Genomic DNA, 23154 nt, shown 5'->3' with positions numbered 1-23154 from the left:
GCCCGGCCGGCCTCTTGACGAATTCTTGGCGGCTTCGCGCCTAGAGGGGGGATGGCAACGGGCTCGGGGCAGGGATGCACGACGGCGAGGCTGCGGTGGTGAGCACTTCGGACAGCGGCCCGGAGAAGGCCAGGCGGGTCGTCCTCATCGTCGAGGATGAGGCGCTGCTGGCGCTGGAGCTGGAGGACGCGGTCCATCGCGCGGGGTTTGCGGCGCGCATCAGCACGGGCGCGGATGTGCTGGATGCGATCGGGGGCTGCGATCTCGTGGCCGCCGTCGTCGAGCTGAAGCTGGCGGCGGCGACCGATGGCCGGAGCCTGATCCGGCGCCTCCGTTCGGTGCAGCCAGGGCTGCCGGTCCTTGTCGTCACCGGCTACGCCAGGTCATCCGCCCAGGCCGACCTGCGCGGCCTGGGCGGCCCGACGGCCCGCCTCGAGAAGCCCGTGAACCTGGCCGAACTGGCCTGCAAGCTGCGCTGCGTCATCGGCAGCCACGACGGCATCGGCCTCTGAGGACCGGCACCTTCCGGGCCGGGCGCCGGACCTGGCGCCGGCGGGGCGGCGTTCGCGGCCAGGCTCACGGCAGCGCGGCCCTGGCAAGCCGTGGCCGGTTGCCCGGCCGGCCTTCGGCATCCGGCGCGAGAGTACGATAGCGTACCGTGCTGGCGCCTCCGCCTTGGTAACTAGGCGGTTGGCGAACAGGGAAGAATCAGAGCCGGGGCCAGAGCCGTGCGACAGGAGCGGGCATGGGAACGGGCCTGACCACCGTTGCCATCCTATCGGCCCCCAACCCTTGAATGCCGTCTTCTATATTTTCAGAAATCGAATTTCAGAGAGAATACATGCAACGGCTTGCGTTAAGAAGACGAATAGATCTGTTGATCTTCTCGACTGTTTTTCTTCTTATGGCCTTGAATGGCGCCAATATTTATATTTCATTCCAGAATGACGTCAGCGCCGCCAGCGCCCAGCTCCGCGTCATGGCCCGCTCCTTGTCCAACAGCATCAAGGCCGAGCTCGACACCCGTATCGCCACGCTCGAGGTCCTGGCCCTGTCACGGGCCCTGGCCGAAAACGACCTGCAGGCCTTCCGCCGGCAGGCCGAAGCGGTCCTTTTGAAGCAATTGCCGGGATCCAATATCGTCCTCGTGGACCGGGCCGGACAACAGGTGCTGAACACGGTCGTGCCGGCCGGCGTGGCGCTGCCCAGGCGGCAGTATCTCGAGAACCAGGAGAAGGTCTTCGCCTCGGGCAGGCCTTCGGTGTCGGATCTCTATCCCGGTCCCGGCCTCGAGCGGCCGGTGATCGCCATCGAGGTGCCCGTCCCGGGCCCCGACGGGCAGCCGCGGCTGGTGCTGGCCCTCAACCCCACCCTCGACACCTTCTCCGCGATCCTGCGGGAGTATCCGCCGCAGGCCGATTGGGCCGCCACCGTCCTCGACCGCTCCGGCCTGCGGATCGGCCGGGTGCCAGGCGGTCAGGAACTGATCGGCACCCGGCCGCCCGAGCAATTCCTGGTCGAGCGCGACAGCAGGGCCGATGGCGTGACCCGGGTCACCTCCCCCGAGGGCGTGCCGCTGCTGGTGGCCTATCGGCGTCTGGACGACACCGGCTGGACCGTCGCGGTCGGCAGCCCCGTGGCCAACCTGACGGGGCCTGCGTGGCGGCACGCCCTCGTCTCCCTGGCGATCGGCGGCCTGCTGCTGCTGCTGTGCCTCGCGGTTGCCCAGCGGCTGGCCAGCAGCATCCTGCGTCCCTTCGCCGCCTTGCGAGACCTCGCGGCGAGCAAGGACGAGGCCCGGCGCTACGCGCCCACCGGCCTGCGCGAGGCGGATGAGGTGGCCGAGGCGTTCCTGCAGGAGGCCTCCCGCCGGCAGGCGGCGACCGTGTCGCTGTTGAACAGCGAACGACGGCTTCGCCTGTCCATCGCGGAGCTGAATCACCGGGTCAAGAACGTCCTGGCGACGGTGCAGGCCCTGGCCTTCCAGACGGCACGCGGCGAGGCGGACCTGGAGCGTTTCCAATCCGTCTTCAGTGCCCGGCTGAGCAGCCTGGCGCGGGCCCATGACCTGATCACCGCCTTCTCCTGGCAGGCCGCGTCGCTGGACGCCGTGCTGCGGACCGGGCTGACGCCCTGGCTCGAGCCGGCACGTTCCCCGCCGCAACTGGTCATCGATCCGAGCTGCGGCCACGAGGCGGCCATGGTCCTGCCGAGCCAGGCGCAGGCCCTGGTCCTGGCGCTGCATGAACTGGCGACCAATGCCATCAAGCATGGCGCGTTGACGCAGCCGGACGGGCTGGTGACGGTGGCCTGCGCCGCCTGCGAGGGCGGGGACCACGCGCTGATCCACTGGATCGAGACGGGCGGACCGGCGGTCCCCGGTCCGCCGGCCCGGCAGGGCTTCGGCATGCGCTTGCTCAAGCGGGCCCTGCGGACCGATCTGGGGGCCGGGAGCGAGGTCGAGCTCGACTTCCTTCCGGAAGGCCTGCAGGCCCGGATCAAGGTCAAGGTGCATCCGACGTCGCCGGCGGCGCTGCAACTGGCCGGGCTGACCGTGGACTAGGACCGCCGGCCGGCACGGCGCCGTCTCCGGTATTCTGCCCGGCCTTGATGCCGGGTCCGGGACTGGGCCGATACTTGGCGAAGGGCATGCCGGGTGAGGGATTTGAACCCCCGACCTTCGGTTTACAAAACCGCTGCACTACCACTGTGCTAACCCGGCGCTGGCCGGACGATAGCATGGCAGCCAGGACCGGGAAACGGGACCGCGATGCCATGACGGCCGCCCGGTCCTCCCGCCGGGGAACGGGCCGGCGAGGGGCGGCAGCGCGGACCCGCCGTCCCTCCTGCGCGCGCCGGCGGCGACCACCCCATCATCTCGAGGCCGTGGCGACCAGTCGTGGATTGCAGTCCGGATAGAAGCGCCGAACGATGTCACTGACCTCCGCGCAGCCTTCTCCCATGGAGAGCGTGCCTCCATAGAAGCGCGAGGGTGATGCTTGCGGCTGGACAATATCCCTCGGCTGTTTCCTGACCTGGGGCCTGGCAGCCTGCGGGGTACGATTTGCCGCGGTCGTGGCCACGTCTTTCCGGCACTCCGGATAGAGGGACGGATCAAGCCCCGAAATCCGGCAGAATGCCGGCGCTTCCGACCGCAGCCGGGGATCGCCGTCGATGGTCCCGCCCCTGGGAACGACGGAGGGCGGAATGGGCAGGTTGGGCGGCGGGAGGGTCTCCGCATTGTACTGCCCGGCCTGGCCCGCGCCTGCGGGGTAGTTCGACGGCAATATGACGACCGCACCGCCGTCCTCGATGCAAGGGCGGCGAATTCGGATGAAGGCCTGCCGGATCACAGGGATCGAGCACAGAACTTCCCTGGCGGCCGCTTCGTCCCGAAGGCCGGATACCAGGACGGCAGCGTTGTTCCGTGTCTGGCATTCGGAATCGATATTGCTGAAAGCACCGCCGATGCCAACCAAGGGGGTGGTGACTCCCACGGATACTCCGGTGGCGCAGGGATTCAGGCCATAGATATTGCCAAGGCCAAGCGAGGGCGTTTGGTGTGGTATCCGCGGGTTGGACGGGAGGCCTTCGTTCCTCTGTATGCTTTCGGTTCGGATATTCTGATTGATCGTCTGCGTATTTGCATCTTGTGCATCAGCAGAGGCCGAGAAGGTGAGGGCGGCAAACACCGCCCCCACCCCCCAGAAGACTTTCGTCTTCATTGGCTGGATCAGACCGGCTCAGCGCGCCCAGGCGTGCGAGCCGCCCGAGGTCATGCCCTGGGTGACGAACACCCCCGCCCCGGCGAAGCCGCCCGAGCTGGAGCCGCTGTTGGTCCCGGTCATGGTGGTGGACCCGAACCAGTTCTTCGAGGCCGAGCTGCCGGTCACGGTCCCGGCCTGGCTGGTGGCGCCGACGATGAAGCCGCCGCCCGCCGCACCGGTGGAGGCACCGGCGCTGCTGCCGCTTCCGGCGGAGCCGGCGAGGGCGGGACCGGCCATGAGCATGGCGGCGGCGGCGGCGAATACGAATTTGCGCATGTCGTCTCTTCCTCGATTTCTCCCGGAGGACCTCCCCGGGAGTCGTTGCTGTGGCCAGGACATCGGGAGGTCCCGATGCAGCAGGGCGCAGGCGCCCGTCACGTCCGGAGGGGGCGTCCCTTCGGGCGTCGCTTGGGCGGATGAGGGTCCTCATCCGGCAACTTGGGTTTACGGAAACTTCGGTACGTTCAGGACCGTGGTGAACTGGCCGCCGTAGGAGGAGGTCGTCGTCCCGCTGTTGTTGGACACGACACCGCTGCCGACGTTGAAGCTGCCGCCGTTGATCGCCAGGCCCATGGTGCGGCTGATCACCTGGGTACCGGACTGCGACTGGCCGCCGAATCCGGTGTTGAAATTGGTCGAGCCCGTGAAGCCGCCGGATATCGACGTAGCAACGCCGACCCCGCCGGTGCCGTTGATGTTCACCTGCGTAGTAACGACGAACTGACCATTGGTATTCGTCCCGTTGGCCGGGGCACTCGTCGTGGCAGGTGCGGCCGAACGTGCTGCCGATGCCGGCGCGACGCTACTGATACTTTGCGCCGAACTGCTCTGGGATGAATGGCGCCGAGGTCGTCGCCGCGCTGGATCAGGTCGCGCGCCAGGTTGGAGAAGACGGACTCCCGCCCGTCGCTCACGTCGATGGATTTGTCGTAGCTGAAATCATCCTGCTCGCCCCTGGCATTGCCGCGATGCAGGATCCGGTCTGCCAGATCGAAGGCCCCGACATCCTCGGCCGGTGGCTTCGTGTCATGCAGGAAGCGATCGACTGCGCTCTTGTCGCCGCCGCGGGACTGCGCGTGGGTGTCCCCACGATTGGTGTAGCCAAATAAGTATTGTGGTCCTCGCATCGACCGTTCTCCCGTTCAACACACGGGAGTGTAGGGAGGCGAAACAACACGGATAGATCGATACCCCCGCCGCAAAATAACAATAACGTAAATAATACAGCCCTGGGTTGATGCCAGGTTCGATCTATTGGGAAAACGGGTATTGTGGCTGGTTCTTGCACTTGACTGGCCACTGTACCGGGCACCGCCTTTCCCGACCGCTCGATGCGCCGCCGAGCGTCAGACGACCGATCCCGGGACGAGCCCGGAGCCTACGGCCCGCGCCCCTGCGGCCAGGTCATGGGCCGCGACGCCGGCGATGCCTGCTGATGAGCCCGGAGCGGGGCCGTGGAGGACCGCGCCGCGGCCGGATGAACGCAGGCCCTCCGCCTGCCGCCCGCGGCGCGGCGCGGATGCGGCACCGCCGCACCGCCGCCGTGCCGCGCCGCGGCCGGTCAGCCCACGCCGAGCAGTTCGACGTCGAAGACCAGCGTCGCATTCGGCGGAATCACGCCGCCGGCGCCGCGCGCGCCATAGCCGAGCTCCGGCGGGATGGTCAGCGTCCGCTGCCCGCCCACCTGCATGCCGGCCACGCCCTGGTCCCAGCCGGCGATCACGTGCCCGGCGCCCAGCATGAACTGGAAGGGCTCGCTCCGGTCGCGCGAGCTGTCGAACTTGCGGCCCTTGTTGTCCGGCTTGCCCGGCTCGAACAGCCAGCCGGTGTAGTGCACCGAGACGTTCTGCCCGCTGGTCGCGGTGGCGCCGGCGCCGGTCTTGTGGTCGATCATGTCCATGGAAAGGGTGCTCCTCGATTGGCGCGGATCATGCACGTCCGGCCGCCCGGCGCCAGGGGGCACCTGCCGGATCGCCCGATGCGCCGCAGGAGACAGCCCATGACCGATGCCACCATTACCCCCCGGGTCGCCCTCATCACCGGCGCCTCGCGCGGCATCGGCCGCGAGATCGCCTGGGCGCTGGCCGGGCGGGGCTTCAGCCTGTTCCTCGCCGCCGAGGGCACGCCGGCGGAACTGGACGAGGCCGTCGCCGAATGCCGCCGCCGCGGCGCCCCCGATGCGGCGTCGGGGATCGTCGACCTGGCGGCGGCGGGGGCGGCGGAGGCCATGGTCGCCGCCGCCCTGGCCCGCCTCGGGCGGGTGGACGTGCTGGTGAACAACGCCGGCATCCGCTGCCGCAAGGCCTTCGGCGGCTTCACCCGGGCGGATTTCGACGGGGTCGTCGCGGTCAACCTCGCCGCCGCCTTCTTCGCCAGCCAGGCGGTGCTGCCGGCCATGCGGGCGCAGGGCGGCGGCCGCATCATCCACATCGCCAGCCAGATGGGCTCGGTCGCGGCGGAGGAGAACGCGCTCTACGGCCTGACCAAGGCCGGGCTGATCCACCTGACGCGCAACATGGCCTTCGAGCTGGCCCGCGAGGGCATCCAGGTGAACTCGGTCAGCCCCGGCCCCATCGCCACCCGGTTCAACCTCGACACCTGGGGCCGCCAGCCCGGCAAGCTGGAGACCATGGCCGGCCGCGTCCCGGCCGGGCGGATGGGTGAGGCCTGGGAGGTGGCGGAGGCGGTGGCCTTCCTGGCCACCGCCGCGGGCAGCTACATCCAGGGCCACGACCTGCTGGTGGACGGCGGCTACGTCATCCACTGAGCCGCGTGCCGCCCTGCGCCGGCTCAGCCGTGCCCGTGCCGGACCCGCGCGCCCGGCAGGGGCTGGCAGGCTTCGGCAACCGGCAGGACCGCATGGGTGTCGAGGAGCCGGACCAGATCCTCTCCGGCCAGCGGCAGGCTGAAGAAATAGCCCTGGGCCACCGGGCAGCCGAGCTCGGCCAGCCGGTCGCGCTCGGCCGCCGTCTCGATGCCCTCGCAGGTGACGACGATGCCCAGCGCACGGGCGACGCCCAGCGCCGCGCCCACCATGGCGGCCTGCACCGGGTCCCGGTCCAGGCCGTGGACGAAGCTGCGGTCCACCTTGATTTCCGTGAAGGGCAGGCTGCGCAGGCACTGCAGGGAGGCGAAGCCGGTGCCGAAGTCGTCCATGGCCAGGCCGATGCCGAGGCGCCGCAGCTCGGCGAAGCAGGCGGCGGTACGCGGACTGGAATCCGCGAGCATGGTCTCGGTCAGCTCCAGCGCGACCCAGCCCGGCTCGGCGCCGGCCTCGGCGAGGACGCGGCGCATCAGCGCGGCGATGTCGTCGCGCTGGAACTGCACCGGGGAGACGTTGACCGCGACATAGACCGCATGGCCGTGCCGGTGCAGCATCGCCGCGAAGCGGCTGGCCTCGGCCAGGGCCCAGGCGCCGATCTCGACGATCAGGCCGCTCTCCTCCGCCACGCCGAGGAAGCGCTCCGGCGACTGCAGGCCGAAGACCGGATGCTGCCAGCGCAGCAGCGCCTCGAGGCCGACGATGCGGCCGGTGGCGATCTCCACCTTCGGCTGGTAGTGCAGCACGAATTCCTGCTGCGTCAGGGCATTGCGCAGCTCGGCGGTCAGCCGCAGCCGGCGGCGCGACTGCCGTTCGGTCGCCGGGTCGTAGGCACGGACCTCGCCCCGGCCGGCGGCCTTGGCGGCATAGAGCGCGGTCTCCGCCCGGATCAGCACGGCCTCGGCCGGCTCGGTGTGGGTCTGGGCCACCGCCCAGCCGAGGCTCACCGTCATCGCCACGGTGATGCCGGGCAGGGCGAGCGGCTCGGCGATCGCCCGGTGCAGCCCGGCGGCGACGGCCGCGGCATCGGCGCCGCAGGGCAGGCGCAGCGCGACGGCGAATTGCCCGGCGGCCAGCCGGCAGGCCGCCTCGCTGCCCGCCGCGGCCTGCAGGCGGCGGCCGAGCTCGCGCAGCACGGCATCGCCCGCGGCCCGGCCGTAGGTGCCGTTCACGTCGCGCAGCCGGTCGGCGTCGCAGCACAGCAGCATCAGCGCGTCGCTCCAGGCGCGTTCCGCCTCCAGCCGGGCGAGGAACCGGCGCGGGATCGGTAAGCCGGTGACGTCGTCGTGGGTCGCGGCGCGCTGCAGCCGGTCGGCCCGGTCGCGGCAGGCGGTCACGTCCCGGCTGGTGGCCAGATAGTGGGTCGGCGTCCCGTCGTCGTCCCGCATCGGCCGCAGGCGCAGCTCGTTCCAGAACATGGTGCCGTCCTTGCGGTAGTTCCGCAGCACCACGCTCACCTCGCGGCGGGCGGCGATCGCCCGGGCCATGTCGGCGATCTCGGGCTGCTGGCGGTCGGCGCCCTGGAGGAAGCGGCAGTTCCGGCCGAGGATCTCGGCCGCGGCATATCCCATGATCCGCTCACAGGCGCTGTTGACGTAGATCAGGGGCATGTCGGGCTGTGTCAGGTCGGCGATGGCGATGGCGTCCGAAAGGCCTTCCAGGGTCTGGACATTGAGGGTCAGCCCGGCGAGCCGCTGATGGACCGCCGGCGGCAGCGACAGGCCGGCAATCGGTCGTTTCATCATGGCGGGCCCCTTGCCGCCGAGGCCGCGGCCCTCGCCGGCATCGGCGGACGTATCAGGTTGCGGCAAGGGCGGCGCCGAGGTTCGGCCGGAGGAAGGGACGGGTCATGCCCGCGGCCCGGATCGGGCCTGGCGATTCACGCGGCTGCCGTGGCGCAGAATTTTCATTTCTTTCTACAACATCAATAAACTATCGGCCGAGAACAACGATTTGACAGTGACCGGGACAGTTCCATCGGTCAAGGAAATATCACCTATTTGGTGTGCTTCCACTTGGTCTTGTGCGGCGCGTCGAGCCGGACGCTCAATATTGAGCGGAGTGGAGGAAAATTATAGACTGCGGGCCGGGAAGGAGCGTGGTTTCATTCTTTTGCCCTGCTGAAACGAGGCCGCTGGCCGGTGCCGCCCCCGGCAGGCCGGGGACCGCCCGCGGCATCGGCGCTTGACCCGGTGCCGCTTCTTCGCCATGGCGGGGCCGCCGCGTGCCGGCAGCCCCGATCGTTCCCTCAACCAGGAAGGTGCCCCGTGCTCGCGCTCCGCGTCATCCCCTGCCTCGACGTGAAGGACGGCCGCGTGGTCAAGGGCGTCAATTTCCTCGCCCTGCGCGATGCCGGCGACCCGGTCGAGCAGGCCCGGACGTACGACCGCGAGGGCGCCGACGAGGTCACCTTCCTCGATATCGGCGCCACCCACGAGAATCGCGACAGCATGTACGACGTCATCGCCCGCACCGCGGCCGAGGTCTTCATCCCGCTGACGGTCGGCGGCGGCATCCGCAGCGTCGAGGACGTGCGCCGCCTGCTGCTCGCCGGGGCCGACAAGGCCAGCATCAACAGCGCCGCCGTGGCGGAGCCCGCGCTGGTCTCGCGCGCCGCCGAGGCCTTCGGCAGCCAGGCGATCGTCGTCGCGGTGGATGCCCGGCAATCCGCGCCCGGCCGGTGGGAGGTCTTCACCCATGGCGGGCGGCGAGGCACCGGCATCGACGCCATCGGCTGGGCGCAGCGGATGGCGGCCGCCGGCGCCGGCGAGATCCTGCTGACCAGCATGGACCGCGACGGCACCAAATCGGGCTTCGACCTGGCGCTGCTGCGGGCGGTGCGGGCCGCCGTGCCGGTGCCGATCATCGCCTCCGGCGGGGTCGGCACGGTCGATCATTTCGTCGAGGGCGCGCGGGCCGGGGCGACCGGGCTGCTGGCCGCCAGCGTCTTCCACTACGGGGAATTCCGCATCGCCGATGCCAAGGCCGCCCTGGCCGCCGCCGGCCTGCCGGTGCGCCCCCTGCCTGACCCGGAGACCGCCTGACCATGGCGAAGACCACCAAGAAGAAGCCCGCCGCCAAGACCGCCAAGCTGCTGAACGTCCTCAAGCCGAAGCCACAAAAGAAGCGCGCCGCCGTGCCCGTGCCGGCCTCCCTGGCGGTGAAGCCGGCGAAGCCGCCCAAGGCCGTGCGCAAGGCCGAGGCCCGCCACCTGGCGCCGCTGGGCGGGCCGATGGGCGGCGATGCGGCGGTGCTCGACCGGCTCTGGGGCACGGTGGAGAGCCGCCGCCTCGCCGGCGACGCGGCGCAGTCCCACTCCGCCCGGCTGCTCGGCCGCGGCACCCCGAAGGTGGCGCAGAAGCTGGGCGAGGAAGCGGTCGAATGCGTCATCGAGGCGACGCTCGGCCATCGCGCCGAGACCATCCTGGAATCGGCCGACCTGCTCTACCACCTGGTCGTGGTCTGGGTGGACGCCGGCATCCGCCCGCACGAGGTCTGGGCCGAGCTGCAGCGGCGCGAGGGCATCAGCGGCATCGCCGAGAAGGCCGCCCGGCCCAAGGGCATCGTCCGTGCCGCCCGCACCACCAAGCTGGCCTGACCTGCAAGGGGACCCTGCCATGAGCGTTTCCGGCAAGCCGCCCTACGACCCCGCCAACATCTTCGCCCGCATCCTGCGCGGCGAGATCCCCTGCCAGCGGGTGGACGAGAGCGAGCACGCGCTGGCCTTCCACGACATCGCCCCGCAGGCGCCGGTGCACGTGCTGGTCATCCCCAAGGGGGACTGGGTGAGCGCCGCGGACTTCCATGCGGGGGCATCGAATGCGGCCATCGCCGGCTTCTGGCGGCTGGTGGCCAAGGTGGCGCGCGACCTGGGGCTCGAGGACCGGGGCTACCGGCTGCTGTCCAACATGGGCGAGGATGCCGGCCAGGAGGTGGCGCATTTCCACGTGCATCTCTTCGGCGGCCGGCGCCTGGGGCGGATGGTGCCGCCGGCCGGCTGAGGCCGCCGCCGCCTCGGACCGGCCCCGCGCTTTGTCTTGCAGTGCAGCGGCGGCGCGGCGAGAGTGCCCCCATGGCTTCCAATCCCCAGGATGACGCACGTGCCGCCCTGACCGCCGCGGGGCAATTGCCCGACGCGGAGATCGACCTGGCGGCGGTGGCGCTGCAATTGGCGCGGATCGATGCGCCCGAGGCGGATTGGCGGGCCGCCTCCGCCGCCCTGTCCGAGCTGGCCCAGGCCATGGTCGCCGCCGCCGCGGCCGACCCGGAGGCCGATGCCGGCGATGCCGAGCGCCGCCGCCTGGTCCTGGCCGAGGTGATCCACGCCCGCTTCGGCTATGCCGGCGATACCGAGGACTACGAGAACCCCGACAACGCCAACCTCATCCGGGTGGTCGAGCGCCGGCGCGGCCTGCCGGTGGCGCTCGGGGTGATCTGGCTGCACGCCGCCGAGGCCGCCGGCTGGGCGGCGCATGGCGTGGATTTCCCGGGGCATTTCCTGCTCGCGGTGGAAGGCGGCCGGGGCCAGGCGCTGATCGACGTCTTCGCCGGCGGCACCGGGCTGCAGGCCCCCGACCTGCGCGGGCTGATCAAGCGGATCGAGGGCGACAAGGCCGAGCTGCGGCCCGGGCTGGTGCGGCTGATGGAGAAGCGGGCCGTGCTGCTGCGGCTGCAGAACAACCTCAAGCTGCGGCGGCTGCGGGCCCAGGACCTCCCCGGCGCGCTGTCCTGCGCCGAGGACATGCTCCGCCTCGCCCCCGGCCAGGCCGGGCTGTGGCGGGAGGCCGGGCTGATGAACCAGCGGCTGGACCGGATCGGCGCCGCCCTGGCCTGCCTCGAGAAGTCGCTCGAGCTGGACCCGGCCGGCCCGGCCGCCAACCGGGCGCGGATGGTGGTCGAGGAGCTGCGCCACCGGCTGAACTGAGCGCCACGGCCGCCCGGGGCGGGCGCGCAAGGGGCTGGCCTTTTCCCCCGGTTCGGGGCACGGAGGCAGCCGAACCAAACGGGAGACGACCATGGCGCGCGCCTTGCGGGTGGCGGTCCAGATGGACCCCATTGCCGGCATCAACATCGACGCCGACAGCACCTTCGCCCTGATGCTGGAGGCCCAGGCCCGCGGCCATGCGCTGTGGCACTACCACGTGCGGGACCTGGCCCTGACCTCCGGCCGGGTGGTGGCGCATGCCGAGCCGGTGCGGGTGGAGCGCCGGCACGGCGCCCACTACGCCTTCGGCCCGCCGGAGGAGCTGGACCTGTCCACGGTCGACGTCGTGCTGATGCGGCAGGACCCGCCCTTCGACATGGCCTACATCACCGCCACCCACCTGCTGGAGCACATCCACCCGAAGACCCTGGTGGTGAACGACCCGGCCAGCGTGCGCAACGCGCCGGAGAAGCTCTTCGTCCTGCACTTCCCCGAACTCATGCCGGAGACGCTGGTGACCGCCGACCGCCGGCAGATCCTGAAATTCCGGGAGAGGCACGGCGACATCATCGTCAAGCCGCTGTTCGGCAACGGCGGCGCCGGGGTCTTCCATATCAAGCCCGGCGACAGCAACCTCGCCTCACTGATCGAGATGTTCACCGAGCGCTCGCGCGAGCCGCTGATGGTGCAGCGCTATGTCCCGGAGGTCCGCCTGGGCGACAAGCGCATCATCCTGGTCGACGGCGAGCCGATGGGCGCCATCAACCGGGTGCCGGCGGCGGGCGAGGCGCGCAGCAACATGCATGTCGGCGGCCGGCCGGAGCGGACCACCCTGACCGCGCGCGAGCGGGAGATCTGCGCCCGGATCGGGCCGGAGCTGAAGGCGCGCGGCATGATCTTCGTCGGCATCGACGTGATCGGCGACTACCTGACCGAGATCAACGTCACTTCGCCGACCGGGCTGCAGGAGATCGCCCGCTTCGACGGCGTGCACCTCGAGCAGGCGATCTGGGACGCGATCGAGGCGAAGCGGCAGGGCTGAGGCGGCCGCCCCCGCCCTGCACGGCCCCGCCCTGCACGCTGGCGGCCGTGGCGGCGGGCGGCTCACGCATCGCCCTGCACGGCCCGCAGCGCATAGCCGCCGCGCTGCATCACCAGCAGCCGCGGCTCCGCCGGGTCGACCTCGATCTTCTGCCGCAGCCGGTAGACATGGGTCTCGAGGGTGTGGGTATGGACCTGGCTGCTGTAGCCCCAGACCTCGTCCAGCAGCACCTTGCGGCTCACGGTCCGCGAGCCGGCCCGGTAGAGGAATTTCAGGATGCTGGCTTCCTTGTCGGTCAGCCGGACCTTGCGGTTGCGGGCGGCATCGACCAGCTGCCGGGCGCTGGGGCGGAAGGTATAGGGGCCGATGCGGAAGGTCGCGTCGTCCGAGCTGTCGAAGGCGCGCAGCTGGGCGCGCAGTCGGGCCACGACGATCTCCGGCCGGAACGGCTTGGCGATGTAGTCGTTGGCGCCGGAATCGAGGCCGCGGATCACGTCCTGCTCCGCATCGGCGCCGGTCAGCATGATGACCGGCAGCCGGTGGCCGCTGCGGCGCAGCTTGGCGCAGAAGTCCCGCCCGTCGGCGTCGGGCAGGCCGACATCGAGCAGGATCGCGTCGTAGCGCGGCTGCCCGGCGCTGAGCATCGCCTCGGCATCGGCGGCGGTGCCGGCCTCCTGGGTGACGAACTCGCCGTCCTGCATCAGGTGTTCGGCCAGGGTGGCGCGCAGCGCGGTGTCGTCTTCGACGAACAGTATGGCACGGGGCATGGTGAAGCTCCTCCGGGGGGGGGCGGGCATGGCGACCTCGCCATGCCTCGGAGGAGAGGGAAGCCCAGGCGACGTGAGCGCAGCGTGATCTGGCTCACTGCCCAGCGTGATTTCCGCCGCCGGGCCCGGAATTGATGCCCGTCATGGGCGCCGCAGGTTCTCCCGCAGGGTCGCGCCCCGGTATTCGGTCCGGTACAGGCCGCGCCGCTGCAGCACCGGCACCACGTGGCGGCAGAAATCCTCGAACATGCGGGGGAAGACGGTCGGCCAGATGATGAAGCCGTCGCAGGCGCCGGCGGTGAAGTAGTCCTCGAGCTGGTCGGCGATGCCCTCGCCGGTGCCGACCAGCAGGTCGCGCGGCTTGCTGGCGGCCTCGGCGAAGCTGAGCTTCTCCTGCGCCATCAGCTGCAGCACCCGGTCGTGCGAGCCGGAGATGCCCTGGTTGCCCTGGGCCCTGGCGACCTCCTCGGCGGTCTGGTGCCGCGTGAGGTCGGCGCCGATCAGGCTGGAATTCAGCATGCGCTGGGCCTCGGGGTCGATCAGCGACTGCAGGTAGGCGTATTTCTCCTGGGCGATCGCCTCGGTCTCGCCGACCACCACGGCGAAGGAGGGCAGCACCTTGCAGGCCTCCGGCGGGCGGCCGTGCCGCGCCAGGCGGGACTTGATGTCGTCGTGGAAGGCGATGGTGTCGGCCTTGCTGTGCGGCGTGCAGAAGATCATCTCCGCCCAGCGCGCGGCGAATTCGCGGCCGCGCTCCGAGGCCCCGGCCTGCAGGAAGACCGGGCGGCCCTGCGGCGTGCGCGGGATCGACAGCGGGCCGCGGCTGCGGACGAAGCGGCCCGCGAAGTCGGTGTAGCGGACCTTGGCGGGGTCGATGAAGACGCCCTTCTCCCGGTCCAGGACGAAGGGGTCGTCGTCCCAGCTGTCCCAGAGGGCGGTGCAGGCCTCGAGCACCTCGTCGCCGCGGTCGTAGCGCTGGTCCTTCGGCGGGATGCCGTCCATGCCGAAATTGCGGGCCTCGAGGTCGGTGGCCGAGGTCACCACGTTCCAGGCGGCGCGGCCCTTGGTCACCATGTCGAGCGAGGCCAGGGTGCGGGCGAGGTAATAGGGATTGCTGAAGGTGGTCGAGAGGGTGGCGCCGAGGCCGAGGTGCCGCGTCACCCGCGCCATCTGCGGCAGGATCATCAGCGGGTCGAGGTAGCTGATCTGGCCGCCGAGCCTGAGGTAGGCGTCGAAATTGCCGCCGTGGATATCCGGCAGGCCGAAGGTATCGGCGAAGAAGCAGGCATCGAAGCAGGCGGCCTCCAGGACGCGGGCGATGTGCTCGTAGCGGGCGGGCTCGAAGATGTCGTCGAGGTCGGCTTCGGGGTGGCGCCAGGCGCCGGGGTGGTTGGCGGTCGGGCCGGTCTTCAGGTAGGCGACCAGGTGCATCCGGCGCTGGGTCATGCTTGTGTCTCCGTCGGATAGGCGCCGGCCGCGCGGGCCCGGGCTTCGACCAGGGCGATCAGCAGGTCCATCGTCGGGGTCGGCACGCCCATCATCCTGGCGCACTCCTGCGGCGTGCCGAAGGTCGGGTGGAATTCCATCGGCCGCCCGGCGTCGAGGTCCTGCACGATGCTGGAACGGTGCACCTGCTTCGTCGCCCGGGCGATGTTCGCCTCGGCGTCGAATTGCGTCGGGTGGCCCATGGCGGCGGCGATGGCGCCGGCCTCGGCGGCGACCCGGCGCACCGCCTCGGCGACGGCGGGGATGTGGAAGGTGGCGCTCGGCGCCCTGTTCGAGAGGCAGCCGAAGAGGCCGGAGCAGAGGTTCATCTGCAGCTTCGCCCAGATCGCCTGGCGGATATCGGCGACGGCGGCCACCGTGAAGTCGTCGTCGCGCAGCAGGGCGGCCAGCGCCTCGGCCCGGGCGGTGCCGCCGGCGGGCTCGCCCAGGTAGAGCGTGGATTTCGGCGTCTCGACATGCACCTCGCCCGGCGCCACCAGGTCGCAGGAGGCGAGGATGACGCCGCCCAGGGCGCGGTCGGGGCCGACGGTGGTCCACATGGCATCCCCGGGGTCGATCCGCGGCAGGCGGCGGCCGTCCATCGGGCCGCCGTGGTGGGCGAAGTACCACCAGGGGATGCCGTTCATGACGAAGGCAACCGGCGTTCCGTCGCCCAGCAACTGGGCAAGCCCGGGCGCGATGGCGGGAAGCGCGGGGGCCTTCACCGCGACGATCACCGCATCCTGCGGGCCGAGCGCGGCCGGGTCGTCCGAGGCCGCCACGGGCGACTGCCAGCGCCGCGCCGGGGTCTCGACCGTGATTCCCCGCTCGCGGATGGCGGCGAGGTTGGCGCCGCGGGCGACGACGGAGACCTGCGCGCCGCCGCGATGCAGCCGCCCGGCCAAATAGCAGCCGACCGCGCCGGCGCCATAGATACAGACCTTCATGCGCCTCTCCGGTGTTCCACCTTGGCGCCGCGTCCCCGGCTGGCATCATCCCTGCAGGAAGTATGCGAGCCGGGTTTGCCCTAGGCAACGGCACCTCAGGGAGACAATGCGATGCGGGAAGACTTCGGCGCCTTCGTACCGGGCACATCGGTGCATATCGCGGGCAGGCCGGGCGAGCCGCTGAGCGGGCTGAGTTTCGCGGCGAAGGATCTGTTCGACGTGGCGGGCCACGTGACCGGCGGCGGCAACCCGGATTGGGGGCGGACGCATCCGGTGCCGACGACGCATAGCTGGGCGGTCGGCGCCTTGCTCGATGCCGGGGCGGAGCTGATCGGCAAGACCATCTCCTGCGAGATCTCGCTCGGCATCCTCGGCTTCCACCAGTTCTATGGGACGCCGGACAATCCCCGCGCGCCGGGCTGCATGCCGGGGGGCTCCTCCTCCGGCTCGGCGGCCGCCGTCGCGGGCGGGTTGTGCGATACGGCGCTGGGGACGGATAGCGGCGGCTCGGTCCGGGTGCCGGCGAGCCTCTGCGGGCTGTATGGGCTGCGGCCGACGCATGGGCGGATCTCCTTCGCCGGCGGCGTGACGCAGTCGCCGAGCTTCGATACGCCGGGCTGGTTCGCCCGCGATGCCGCGACCTTCGCCCGGGTGGCGGAGGTGATGCTGGGCGTGCCGATTCCCGCGGTGGCGCCGGCGAGGCTGCTGCTGGCGGAGGACTGCTTCGACGTGTGCGATGCCGGCGTCGCCGAGGCGCTGCGGCCGGCGGTCGCGCGGGTGGCGGCGGTGCTTGGCGGGGAGACAGTGCGGATGTCGCTCGGCCAGGGCGAGCTGGCGGCCTGGATGGACCAGCGCGGGGTGCTGCAGCGGGGCGAGACCTGGAAGACCTTCCAGCCCTGGATCGACGCGGTGAACCCCTGCTTCGCCTTCAACGTCGGGCGCAATCTGGCGGCCGCCTCGGCCATCACCCCGGCGCAGACGGCGGTGGCGCAGGTGGTGCGGGAGAGGGTGCGCGACCGCGCCCGTGCCTTGCTGGAGGGCGGCGCCATCCTCTGCATGCCGACCACGCCCTATACCGCGCCGCGGGCGGACATGCCGCTGCACATGATCGACGCCTACTCGGACCGGCTGGGGCTGCTGACCTCCTTCGCCGGGCATGCGGGACTGCCGCAGCTGAACCTGCCGCTGGGGGAGATGGCCGGCAAGCCGATCGGGTTGTCGATCATCGCCTGGCGCGGCGGCGATGAGCGGCTGGTGGCCATCGCCCGCGCGCTGGAGGGTTGAGGATGCTGGAGCTGAACATTCCCGAGGTGGTGGCCGAGGTCCGCGCCGCCTTCGAGCGCTACGACGCCGGGCTGGATGCGAACGACGTGGCGGTGCTGGACGACAGCTTCTGGGACAACCCGCTGACGCTCCGCTACGGCGTGGGGGAGAACCTGTACGGCCATGCCGCCATCGCCGCCTTCCGGGCGGGGCGGACGCCGGCGCAGCATGCCTCCCGCGCGCGGCGGCTGGAGAAGACCATCATCACGAGTTTCGGCCGGGACTTCGCCACGGCGAATACCGAATACGTGCTGCTGGGCGACGGCCGGCGCGGCCGGCAGAGCCAGAGCTGGGTGCGGACCGAGGCCGGGTGGAAGGTGGTGGCGGCGCATGTGAGCATGTTGGCGGAGCCCCTCTAGGGCCGCCGCGGCACCACCAGGTTCGGCACGATCACCTGCACCGGCTGCCCATCCTGGTTCAGGGTGGTGCAGCGGACCCGCAGCATGCCCTGCTGCGGCCGGGTCTTGCTCGGGCGGACCTCCAGCACCTCGATCTCGACCCGGATCTCGTCGCCCGGGCGCAGCGGGCGGGGCCAGCGCAGCTCCTCCATCCCGCCGCCGATGATGCCGCCGCGGGGGCGGAAGGGGCTGCCGACCAGCAGCTTCATGGTCAGCGCCGCGGTGTGCCAGCCGCTGGCGGCCAGGCCGCCGAACATGGTGCCGTGCGCCGCCGCGTCATCGAGGTGGAAGGGCTGCGGGTCGAACTCGGCGGCATAGGCGACGATCGCCTCGGCCGTGACCCGCAGGCGCCCGGAGTGGAAGACCTGGCCGGGGGTGAAATCCTCGAGGTACAGCTCCGTCATGCCCGCACTCCTCGCCTGGCGTACACGGTCAGGGCCAGCACGCCGAAGGCCGCCAGGGCGAAGTCCCCGCGATAGCCGATGACCGCCAGCCCCAGCCCGAAGGCGAGCGATCCTGCACTCTGGCCGAGGAACAAGGCCAGGGCGAAGGCGCCGACCGCGGTGCCGCGGGCCTCCGGCAGCGCCTCGGTCGCCCGGGTCTGCAGCACCCCGTGGAACATGTAGAAGCCGAGGCCCAGCACCACCTGCACCGCCGCCACCATCGGCCAGCCGGTGGCCAGCGCCAGCACCGCGAGGCAGCCGGCGCAGCCGAGCCCGCCGATCGCCAGCAGCCCGCCCTCGCCGAAGCGGCGCAGCAGGGCGCGGGCGCCGCGGGTATAGGCGAAGGCGCCGATGCCGAAGCCGGCGACCACCAGCCCGGATTGCGCGGCGTTGCGGCCGAACTCCTCGATGAGGAAGGAGCCGACGAAGGGGAAGGCGCCGCCGAACAGCAGGAAGCCGTCGAGGAAGGCAACGCCCATCATCCAACGGCCGATCGGCCGGTGCAGCAGGTCCACATAGGCGGCCATGCCGCGGCCGGCGGCGGCATCCTCCGGGCGGCGCCAGAGGTTGCCGCCGAGCTTCCAGGCGAGGATGCCGCCCACGCCGAGGGCCAGGGCGCCGAGCAGCAGGAAGGGCATGCGCCAGCCCGCCGCCTCGGCCACCACGCCGCAGACCGGGCCGGTGATGAGCTGGGCCATGACCATGCCGGTGAGGAAGCGGCTGATCGCCACCTGGCGCTCGGCATAGGGCACGCTGTCGGCGATATGCGCCATCAGCAGCGGGATGACGGCGCCGGCGAAGCAGCCGGACCAGGCGCGCAGCAGCACCAGCGTCGGCAGCCCGGTGGCGAAGCCGCTGCCGAGCAGGCCGAGCCCATAGAGCAGCACCGCGAAGCAGGCGATCCGCACCTTGCCCAGCCGGTCGCCCAAGGGTCCGGCGACCAGCTGCACCAGCCCATAGGGCAGCACGAAGCCGGCGATGACGGCGGTCGCCTGGGAGACGGTGATGCCGAGCCCGGCCGCGATCAGCGGCAGCAGCGGGTCGAGCATGCGCATCCCGGAGCCGGTGGTGAATCCGGCCAGAGCGAAGAGGGGTATGGGAATCATGGGTGGCCGATAGGGGACCGCATGCTGCGGTGCGTCAAGCCGGGGCGCCGCGTTGACAGGCACGCCAGGGGCGCGGAGCCTGGGTGGTTATAGGAGACGCCCATGCCGGACCCGACCCCGCCCCTGCTCGGCCTCGGGCTCTACTGGCAGCAACTGGCCGTCGGCCAACGCTTCCGCAGCTTCGGCCGCACCGTCACCGAGCACGACCTGATGGGCTTCGTCGCCCTGACCGGGATGCAGGAGCCGTTGTTCGTCGATGCCACCCATGCCGGCGCGCTCGGCGCCCGGCCGGTGCCGGCGGCGCTGACCCATGCGCTGATCGAGGGGATGCTGCTGCGGGGCATGGTGCATGGCACCGGGCTGGCGCTGCTCGAGACCCATATCCGGCCGAAGGCGCCGGTGCGGGTCGGCGATACCATCCATGCCGAGGTGGAGGTGACCGGGGTGCGGCCGACCTCCCGCGGCGGCCGGGCTGTCGTTGCCTGCGCGGTGCGGGTGGCCAACCAGCGGGGGGAGGCGGTAATGGACTACGACGTGACCCGGCTGCTCGCCGGGCTGCCGGGAGAGAACGCAGAATGATCGACCGCCGCACCCTGCTGGCGCTGGGCGCCGCCACGCTTGCCGCCCCGGCCCTGGCGCAAGCGCCCTTCCCCGGCCGGCCGATCCGCCTGGTGGTCGCCTTCCCGCCGGGCGGGCCGACCGATGTGGTGGCGCGCATCCTGGCCGAGCGCATGGGCCGCGACCTGGGCCAGCCGATCATCGTCGAGAACCGCGGCGGGGCGAACGGCAACATCGCCGCCGAGGCGGTGGCGAAGGCCGAGCCGGATGGCTACACCTACCTCTACAACACCTCCTCCATCGCCATCAGCCGGGCGCTGTACAAGACGCTGCCCTACGACCTCCTGCGCGACCTGACGCCGGTCTCGCTCACCGCCGCCTCGCCGCTGGCGCTGGTGGTGAACCCAGGCCTGCCGCCGCGGACGCCGGCGGAGTTCATCGCCTGGGTGAAGGCGAACCCGGGCAAGTTCAGCTATTCCTCGGGCGGGGTCGGCAACATCTCGCACCTCGTCAGCTTCCTGGTGCTGCGGCACATCGGCGGCGATGCGGTGCACGTGCCCTATCGCGGCACCGCGGCGGCGCTGACCGATACCGCCGCCGGCAACGTGCAGTTCACCAGCGACACGGTGGTGACGGCGCTGCCGCTGATCCAGGACAACCGGGTGCGGGCGATCGCGGTCAGCAGTGCGGAGCGGACGCCGCTGCTGCCGGAGGTCCCGGCCATGGCCGAGGCCGGGCTGATGCCGGCGGGCTTCGATGTCGGGGCTTGGCAGGGCATCCTCGCGCCGGCGAAGGCGCCGGCGGCGGCGACGGCGCGGATGAATGCGGCGGTCGGGGTGGCGCTCGCCGATCCGGAGGTGCGGGCCAAGCTGGCGGCGCAGGGCGCGCGCCCGACGGGCGGCAGCCCGGCGGACTACACGGCCTACCTGACCAGCGAGATCGCGCTCTGGACCAAGGTGGTGCAGGAGAGCGGCGCGACGGCGGATTAGCCTGGGAGCAGCAACGCCGGCAGCCCGGCGAGGTCCTGCAGCACGGCATCGGGCTGCCAGGCCGGGTCGAGGGCCTCGCTGTCCCGGTCGATCCAGACCGAGCGGATGCCGAGTTCGCGGCAGACCTTCAGGTCGGTGAACTGACCCATGCCGACATGGATCGTCTCCTCCTTCGCCACCCCCATGCCGGCATGGGCATGGAGGAAGAGGCGGTGGTCCGGCTTGTAGGCCCGGGCCTGCTGGGCGGTGACGACGAAGTCCACCGGCGTGCCGATCGCCGCCACGGTGCCGGCGATGAGCTCGTCGTCGGTATTGCTGATGATGCCGATCCGGTAGCGCGTGCGCAGCCGGGCGAGGGCGGCGGGCACTTCGGGATGCGGCGCGATCCTGCCGAGGATCGATCGCAGCAGGACCAGGTCGTCGGGGGTGGCGGCGTGGCCGGCCTCGGCCAGCGCCTGGGTGAGGCTGGCCTGCAGGATCGCGGGATAGGCGCGGAAGGGTGGCCGCTGCTGCTCCTCCCCCGCCACCGCCCGCAGCCGCTCCGCCATCGCGGCGGCCTGCCCCGGCGGCGCCGCCGCCCCCAGGTGCCGGGCGAGGATCGCGGCGGCCGCCTGGCGCATGGCGTCCGGCCAGCGGACCAGGGTGCCGTAGCAGTCGAAGGTGATGACCTTGGGCGGCGGATCGAGGGTGAGAATGGGGCGTCCTCCGGCGACGTGGCGGGGCGCCACTCTGGGCGGCGGGCACCGATGCGGGAAGGGGCCGCGATCACCCGGCCGGCGGGTCGAGCAGGACCCAAAGGCGGGAGATCCGCCCCTCCACCACCTGCGCCGCGTCGGTGCCGGTCACGGCAACCGCCTCGCCCGGGCCCGCGTGCCAGCGCAGGGTGCCGAGGCCGTGGTGGCCGACCGCCACGCCGTCGGCGTGGAAGACGAAGTCCGGCCCGGACTGCTCGAGCAGGCGCCCGGCGACCTCGGCGATCGCCGCGCGGCCCGTCACGACGCCGGTGGGCTCGTACATCACGGGTTCGGCGACGTAGAGCTCGGCCATGGCCGCGGCGCGACGGGCGGGATCGCGCTCGTTGAAGACGCGCTCGAGGTTGGCGCGGAGGAGATGGTCGAAATCCGGCTCCGGCGTCGCCGGGTCGTTGCTGGGCATGATGGGAGCTCCTCGGGGGAAAGGGGGCGGCGCCCTGCGGATCAGGCGGCGAAGCCGCCGTCGATCGTGTGCATCGCCCCGGTCACGAAGCCCGCCTCGGGCCCCGCCAGCCAGGCGACCATGCCCGCCACCTCCTCCGGCCTGCCGTGCCGCTTGAAGGCCATGGCGGGGTAGACGAGGTCCTTGAAGCCGCCAGCGGCCGGGTTCATGTCGGTGTCGATCGGCCCGGGCTGGACCACGTTCACCGTGATGCCGCGCGGCGCGAAGTCCCGCGCCAGTCCGCGCGCCATGCCCTGCAGCGCCGACTTGCTCATCGCATAGGCCGCGATGCCGGGGAAGGCGGACCGGTCGCCGTTGACCGAGCCGATGACGATGATCCGCCCGCCCTCCGGCATCCGCCGCGCCGCCTCCACCGCCGCGTGGTAGGGCGCGGCCACGTTGATGCGGATCAGCCGGTCCACCGCATCCGGGTCCAGCTCCAGCGGGTCGCCGTAGACGACGACGCCGGCATTCACCACCAGCACGTCGAGCGCCCCGCTGTCCCGCACCCGGGCGATCACCGCGTCGCGGTCGGCGCTGTCGGTCAGCGCCGCGGTGGCGCCGGTCTCGGCCGCCAGCTGCTCCGCCGCGGCCTGGGAGCCGGCATAGGTGAAGGCCACCGCCGCGCCCTCCGCCGCGAAGCGCCGCACGATCGCCGCCCCGATGCCCCGGCTGCCGCCGAGCACGAGAACGGACCTACCCTGGAAACCGGCCATGGGAACCTCCTTGAGGATCAATGTAGGCATCACTACATAAATCTCCCGAAGGCCCCGTCAAGGCATTCTGTATCGATGACTACAAATTCACCCCGCCCACGCGGCCGGCCCCGGGGCTTCGACCCGGACCAGGCCGTCGCCACCGCCCAGCGGCTGTTCCACGCGCGCGGCTATGATGGCGTCAGCGTCGCCGACCTCACCGCGGCGCTCGGCATCAACCCGCCCAGCTTCTACGCCGCCTTCGGCAGCAAGGCCGGGCTCTATGCCCGCATCCTCGGCCGCTACAGTGCCGCCGAGGGCCTCCCCCTGGCCGAGATCCTGCGGCCCGGCCGCCCGGTGGCCGAGGCCCTGGCCGCCCTGCTGGAGGAGGCCGCCCGCCGCTACGCCGCCGATCCGGCCGCCGCCGGCTGCCTGGTCATCGAGGGCGCGCGCTGCAACGACCCCGAGGCGCGGCAGGCCGCCCGCGCCATCGCCGCCACCGCCGAGGAGGCGATCCGCCGCTTCGTCGCCGCGACCCGGCCGGACGCGGCGGAACGCCTGGCCGATTACGTCGTGACGGTCATGACCGGCCTCTCCACCATGGCGCGGGAGGGGCATGGGCTGGATCGCCTGCTGGCGACCGCCCGCCTGGCGGGGCTTGCCCTGCCACGGGCGGTCGAGGCCTGAGCGCCCAG

At 71.6% G+C, this 23154-nt stretch carries 27 protein-coding genes and 1 tRNA gene; 14 read left to right on the top strand and 14 right to left on the bottom strand.

All coding sequences use genetic code 11. The features are described from left to right. Positions 1-98: 98 nt before the first annotated feature. Positions 99-512 (top strand): response regulator, encoded by a 414-nt coding sequence (locus QWZ14_RS24215; protein WP_290319535.1) that lies wholly within the window; start codon positions 99-101, stop codon positions 510-512. A gap of 284 nt (positions 513-796) precedes the next feature. After that, entirely contained in the window at positions 797-2563 is a 1767-nt protein-coding gene (locus tag QWZ14_RS24210) for a sensor histidine kinase (protein WP_353959338.1), read from the top strand. A gap of 87 nt (positions 2564-2650) precedes the next feature. Here QWZ14_RS24210 and QWZ14_RS24205 read toward each other — a convergent pair. The 4 genes from QWZ14_RS24205 to QWZ14_RS24190 all read right to left on the bottom strand — a co-directional run bounded on the left by QWZ14_RS24205 (position 2651) and on the right by QWZ14_RS24190 (position 4469). Beyond that, positions 2651-2722: transfer RNA gene (locus QWZ14_RS24205), tRNA-Thr, on the bottom strand. Positions 2723-2873: 151 nt separating this feature from the next. Then, positions 2874-3725: a hypothetical protein gene (locus tag QWZ14_RS24200; protein WP_290319532.1), complete on the bottom strand. Its 852-nt coding sequence runs from the start codon at positions 3723-3725 to the stop codon at positions 2874-2876. Positions 3726-3743: 18 nt separating this feature from the next. Then, positions 3744-4043 (bottom strand): hypothetical protein, encoded by a 300-nt coding sequence (locus QWZ14_RS24195; RefSeq protein ID WP_290319531.1) that lies wholly within the window; start codon positions 4041-4043, stop codon positions 3744-3746. Positions 4044-4211: 168 nt separating this feature from the next. After that, complete coding sequence (locus tag QWZ14_RS24190; protein ID WP_290319530.1) at positions 4212-4469, bottom strand: hypothetical protein; 258 nt, start codon at positions 4467-4469, stop codon at positions 4212-4214. A gap of 131 nt (positions 4470-4600) precedes the next feature. Between QWZ14_RS24190 and QWZ14_RS24185 the strand changes: the two genes are divergently transcribed. Then, positions 4601-4876: a hypothetical protein gene (locus QWZ14_RS24185; RefSeq protein WP_290319529.1), complete on the top strand. Its 276-nt coding sequence runs from the start codon at positions 4601-4603 to the stop codon at positions 4874-4876. A gap of 452 nt (positions 4877-5328) precedes the next feature. Here QWZ14_RS24185 and QWZ14_RS24180 read toward each other — a convergent pair whose 3' ends face one another. Next, a complete protein-coding gene (locus tag QWZ14_RS24180; protein ID WP_290319527.1) occupies positions 5329-5667 on the bottom strand; it encodes an FKBP-type peptidyl-prolyl cis-trans isomerase in 339 nt (112 codons plus the stop codon). 99 nt (positions 5668-5766) lie between these two features. Here QWZ14_RS24180 and QWZ14_RS24175 point away from each other — a divergent pair, with 99 nt between their 5' ends. Beyond that, the gene (locus QWZ14_RS24175) at positions 5767-6534 is read left to right on the top strand and encodes an SDR family NAD(P)-dependent oxidoreductase (RefSeq protein WP_290319526.1); all 768 of its coding nucleotides are present in this window, start codon (positions 5767-5769) and stop codon (positions 6532-6534) included. A gap of 23 nt (positions 6535-6557) precedes the next feature. Here QWZ14_RS24175 and QWZ14_RS24170 read toward each other — a convergent pair whose 3' ends face one another. Next, positions 6558-8333 (bottom strand): putative bifunctional diguanylate cyclase/phosphodiesterase, encoded by a 1776-nt coding sequence (locus QWZ14_RS24170; protein WP_290319525.1) that lies wholly within the window; start codon positions 8331-8333, stop codon positions 6558-6560. Between the two features lie 522 nt (positions 8334-8855). Here QWZ14_RS24170 and hisF point away from each other — a divergent pair. The 5 genes from hisF to gshB all read left to right on the top strand — a co-directional run bounded on the left by hisF (position 8856) and on the right by gshB (position 12554). Next, complete coding sequence (gene hisF, locus QWZ14_RS24165; protein ID WP_290319524.1) at positions 8856-9632, top strand: imidazole glycerol phosphate synthase subunit HisF; 777 nt, start codon at positions 8856-8858, stop codon at positions 9630-9632. Positions 9633-9634: 2 nt separating this feature from the next. Beyond that, a complete protein-coding gene (locus QWZ14_RS24160; protein ID WP_290319522.1) occupies positions 9635-10186 on the top strand; it encodes a phosphoribosyl-ATP diphosphatase in 552 nt (183 codons plus the stop codon). A gap of 19 nt (positions 10187-10205) precedes the next feature. Beyond that, positions 10206-10589: a histidine triad nucleotide-binding protein gene (locus tag QWZ14_RS24155; RefSeq protein ID WP_290319521.1), complete on the top strand. Its 384-nt coding sequence runs from the start codon at positions 10206-10208 to the stop codon at positions 10587-10589. Positions 10590-10660: 71 nt separating this feature from the next. Then, entirely contained in the window at positions 10661-11512 is an 852-nt protein-coding gene (locus QWZ14_RS24150) for a SirB1 family protein (RefSeq protein ID WP_290319520.1), read from the top strand. A gap of 91 nt (positions 11513-11603) precedes the next feature. Continuing rightward, on the top strand, positions 11604-12554 hold the full coding sequence (gshB, locus tag QWZ14_RS24145) for a glutathione synthase (RefSeq protein WP_290319518.1): 951 nt from the start codon (positions 11604-11606) through the stop codon (positions 12552-12554). Positions 12555-12616: 62 nt separating this feature from the next. Here the strand turns inward: gshB and QWZ14_RS24140 are convergent, their stop codons facing one another. The 3 genes from QWZ14_RS24140 to QWZ14_RS24130 all read right to left on the bottom strand — a co-directional run bounded on the left by QWZ14_RS24140 (position 12617) and on the right by QWZ14_RS24130 (position 15753). Then, entirely contained in the window at positions 12617-13321 is a 705-nt protein-coding gene (locus QWZ14_RS24140; RefSeq protein WP_290319517.1) for a response regulator transcription factor, read from the bottom strand. A gap of 141 nt (positions 13322-13462) precedes the next feature. Beyond that, entirely contained in the window at positions 13463-14767 is a 1305-nt protein-coding gene (locus QWZ14_RS24135; RefSeq protein ID WP_290319516.1) for an LLM class flavin-dependent oxidoreductase, read from the bottom strand. Beyond that, entirely contained in the window at positions 14764-15753 is a 990-nt protein-coding gene (locus QWZ14_RS24130; RefSeq protein ID WP_290319515.1) for a ketopantoate reductase family protein, read from the bottom strand. The genes QWZ14_RS24135 and QWZ14_RS24130 overlap by 4 nt, the downstream gene beginning before the upstream one ends. Positions 15754-15864: 111 nt before the next feature. Between QWZ14_RS24130 and QWZ14_RS24125 the strand changes: the two genes are divergently transcribed. Both QWZ14_RS24125 and hpxZ read left to right on the top strand, forming a co-directional pair. Continuing rightward, entirely contained in the window at positions 15865-17037 is a 1173-nt protein-coding gene (locus tag QWZ14_RS24125) for an amidase (RefSeq protein WP_290319514.1), read from the top strand. Positions 17038-17039: 2 nt separating this feature from the next. After that, entirely contained in the window at positions 17040-17435 is a 396-nt protein-coding gene (gene hpxZ / locus QWZ14_RS24120; RefSeq protein WP_290319513.1) for an oxalurate catabolism protein HpxZ, read from the top strand. Here the strand turns inward: hpxZ and QWZ14_RS24115 are convergent. Both QWZ14_RS24115 and QWZ14_RS24110 read right to left on the bottom strand, forming a co-directional pair. Next, complete coding sequence (locus QWZ14_RS24115) at positions 17432-17878, bottom strand: MaoC family dehydratase (protein ID WP_290319512.1); 447 nt, start codon at positions 17876-17878, stop codon at positions 17432-17434. The genes hpxZ and QWZ14_RS24115 overlap by 4 nt on opposite strands. Next, complete coding sequence (locus QWZ14_RS24110; RefSeq protein ID WP_290319511.1) at positions 17875-19023, bottom strand: MFS transporter; 1149 nt, start codon at positions 19021-19023, stop codon at positions 17875-17877. The genes QWZ14_RS24115 and QWZ14_RS24110 overlap by 4 nt, the downstream gene beginning before the upstream one ends. 102 nt (positions 19024-19125) lie before the next feature. Here QWZ14_RS24110 and QWZ14_RS24105 point away from each other — a divergent pair, with 102 nt between their 5' ends. Both QWZ14_RS24105 and QWZ14_RS24100 read left to right on the top strand, forming a co-directional pair. After that, the gene (locus tag QWZ14_RS24105; RefSeq protein ID WP_290319510.1) at positions 19126-19602 is read left to right on the top strand and encodes a MaoC family dehydratase; all 477 of its coding nucleotides are present in this window, start codon (positions 19126-19128) and stop codon (positions 19600-19602) included. Then, positions 19599-20570 (top strand): tripartite tricarboxylate transporter substrate binding protein, encoded by a 972-nt coding sequence (locus tag QWZ14_RS24100; protein ID WP_290319509.1) that lies wholly within the window; start codon positions 19599-19601, stop codon positions 20568-20570. The genes QWZ14_RS24105 and QWZ14_RS24100 overlap by 4 nt, the downstream gene beginning before the upstream one ends. Here the strand turns inward: QWZ14_RS24100 and QWZ14_RS24095 are convergent. From QWZ14_RS24095 to bdcA, 3 genes are read right to left on the bottom strand one after another with little or no spacing between them, the layout of a single operon-like run. After that, entirely contained in the window at positions 20567-21298 is a 732-nt protein-coding gene (locus QWZ14_RS24095; protein ID WP_290319508.1) for an HAD family hydrolase, read from the bottom strand. The genes QWZ14_RS24100 and QWZ14_RS24095 overlap by 4 nt on opposite strands. Positions 21299-21335: 37 nt before the next feature. Further along, positions 21336-21725 (bottom strand): nuclear transport factor 2 family protein, encoded by a 390-nt coding sequence (locus QWZ14_RS24090; protein ID WP_290319507.1) that lies wholly within the window; start codon positions 21723-21725, stop codon positions 21336-21338. Positions 21726-21766: 41 nt separating this feature from the next. Next, entirely contained in the window at positions 21767-22480 is a 714-nt protein-coding gene (gene bdcA / locus QWZ14_RS24085) for an SDR family oxidoreductase (RefSeq protein ID WP_290319506.1), read from the bottom strand. A gap of 75 nt (positions 22481-22555) precedes the next feature. On the opposite strand from bdcA, the gene QWZ14_RS24080 reads away from it, so the two are divergent. Beyond that, complete coding sequence (locus QWZ14_RS24080; RefSeq protein ID WP_290319505.1) at positions 22556-23146, top strand: TetR/AcrR family transcriptional regulator; 591 nt, start codon at positions 22556-22558, stop codon at positions 23144-23146. The last annotated feature ends 8 nt before the right edge of the window (positions 23147-23154 follow it).

The sequence above is a fragment of the Paeniroseomonas aquatica genome, from assembly GCF_030409335.1.
Lineage (GTDB): Bacteria > Pseudomonadota > Alphaproteobacteria > Acetobacterales > Acetobacteraceae > Belnapia > Belnapia aquatica.
The sequence above is the reverse complement of the archived record's forward strand: the minus strand, read 5'-3'. Positions and strand labels throughout refer to the sequence as shown.

Bases quoted from the DNA above. Each gene is read 5' to 3' on its own strand.
- QWZ14_RS24210 (WP_353959338.1), top strand. From the start codon at position 797: ATGCCGTCTTCTATATTTTCAGAAATCGAATTTCAGAGAGAATACATG.
- QWZ14_RS24200 (WP_290319532.1), bottom strand. From the start codon at position 3,725: ATGAAGACGAAAGTCTTCTGGGGGGTGGGGGCGGTGTTTGCCGCCCTC.
- QWZ14_RS24195 (WP_290319531.1), bottom strand. From the start codon at position 4,043: ATGCGCAAATTCGTATTCGCCGCCGCCGCCGCCATGCTCATGGCCGGT.
- QWZ14_RS24185 (WP_290319529.1), top strand. From the start codon at position 4,601: ATGAATGGCGCCGAGGTCGTCGCCGCGCTGGATCAGGTCGCGCGCCAG.
- QWZ14_RS24180 (WP_290319527.1), bottom strand. From the start codon at position 5,667: ATGGACATGATCGACCACAAGACCGGCGCCGGCGCCACCGCGACCAGC.
- QWZ14_RS24175 (WP_290319526.1), top strand. From the start codon at position 5,767: ATGACCGATGCCACCATTACCCCCCGGGTCGCCCTCATCACCGGCGCC.
- QWZ14_RS24170 (WP_290319525.1), bottom strand. From the start codon at position 8,333: ATGATGAAACGACCGATTGCCGGCCTGTCGCTGCCGCCGGCGGTCCAT.
- QWZ14_RS24160 (WP_290319522.1), top strand. From the start codon at position 9,635: ATGGCGAAGACCACCAAGAAGAAGCCCGCCGCCAAGACCGCCAAGCTG.
- QWZ14_RS24155 (WP_290319521.1), top strand. From the start codon at position 10,206: ATGAGCGTTTCCGGCAAGCCGCCCTACGACCCCGCCAACATCTTCGCC.
- QWZ14_RS24150 (WP_290319520.1), top strand. From the start codon at position 10,661: ATGGCTTCCAATCCCCAGGATGACGCACGTGCCGCCCTGACCGCCGCG.
- gshB (WP_290319518.1), top strand. From the start codon at position 11,604: ATGGCGCGCGCCTTGCGGGTGGCGGTCCAGATGGACCCCATTGCCGGC.
- QWZ14_RS24140 (WP_290319517.1), bottom strand. From the start codon at position 13,321: ATGCCCCGTGCCATACTGTTCGTCGAAGACGACACCGCGCTGCGCGCC.
- QWZ14_RS24135 (WP_290319516.1), bottom strand. From the start codon at position 14,767: ATGACCCAGCGCCGGATGCACCTGGTCGCCTACCTGAAGACCGGCCCG.
- QWZ14_RS24130 (WP_290319515.1), bottom strand. From the start codon at position 15,753: ATGAAGGTCTGTATCTATGGCGCCGGCGCGGTCGGCTGCTATTTGGCC.
- QWZ14_RS24125 (WP_290319514.1), top strand. From the start codon at position 15,865: ATGCGGGAAGACTTCGGCGCCTTCGTACCGGGCACATCGGTGCATATC.
- hpxZ (WP_290319513.1), top strand. From the start codon at position 17,040: ATGCTGGAGCTGAACATTCCCGAGGTGGTGGCCGAGGTCCGCGCCGCC.
- QWZ14_RS24115 (WP_290319512.1), bottom strand. From the start codon at position 17,878: ATGACGGAGCTGTACCTCGAGGATTTCACCCCCGGCCAGGTCTTCCAC.
- QWZ14_RS24110 (WP_290319511.1), bottom strand. From the start codon at position 19,023: ATGATTCCCATACCCCTCTTCGCTCTGGCCGGATTCACCACCGGCTCC.
- QWZ14_RS24105 (WP_290319510.1), top strand. From the start codon at position 19,126: ATGCCGGACCCGACCCCGCCCCTGCTCGGCCTCGGGCTCTACTGGCAG.
- QWZ14_RS24100 (WP_290319509.1), top strand. From the start codon at position 19,599: ATGATCGACCGCCGCACCCTGCTGGCGCTGGGCGCCGCCACGCTTGCC.
- QWZ14_RS24090 (WP_290319507.1), bottom strand. From the start codon at position 21,725: ATGCCCAGCAACGACCCGGCGACGCCGGAGCCGGATTTCGACCATCTC.
- bdcA (WP_290319506.1), bottom strand. From the start codon at position 22,480: ATGGCCGGTTTCCAGGGTAGGTCCGTTCTCGTGCTCGGCGGCAGCCGG.
- QWZ14_RS24080 (WP_290319505.1), top strand. From the start codon at position 22,556: ATGACTACAAATTCACCCCGCCCACGCGGCCGGCCCCGGGGCTTCGAC.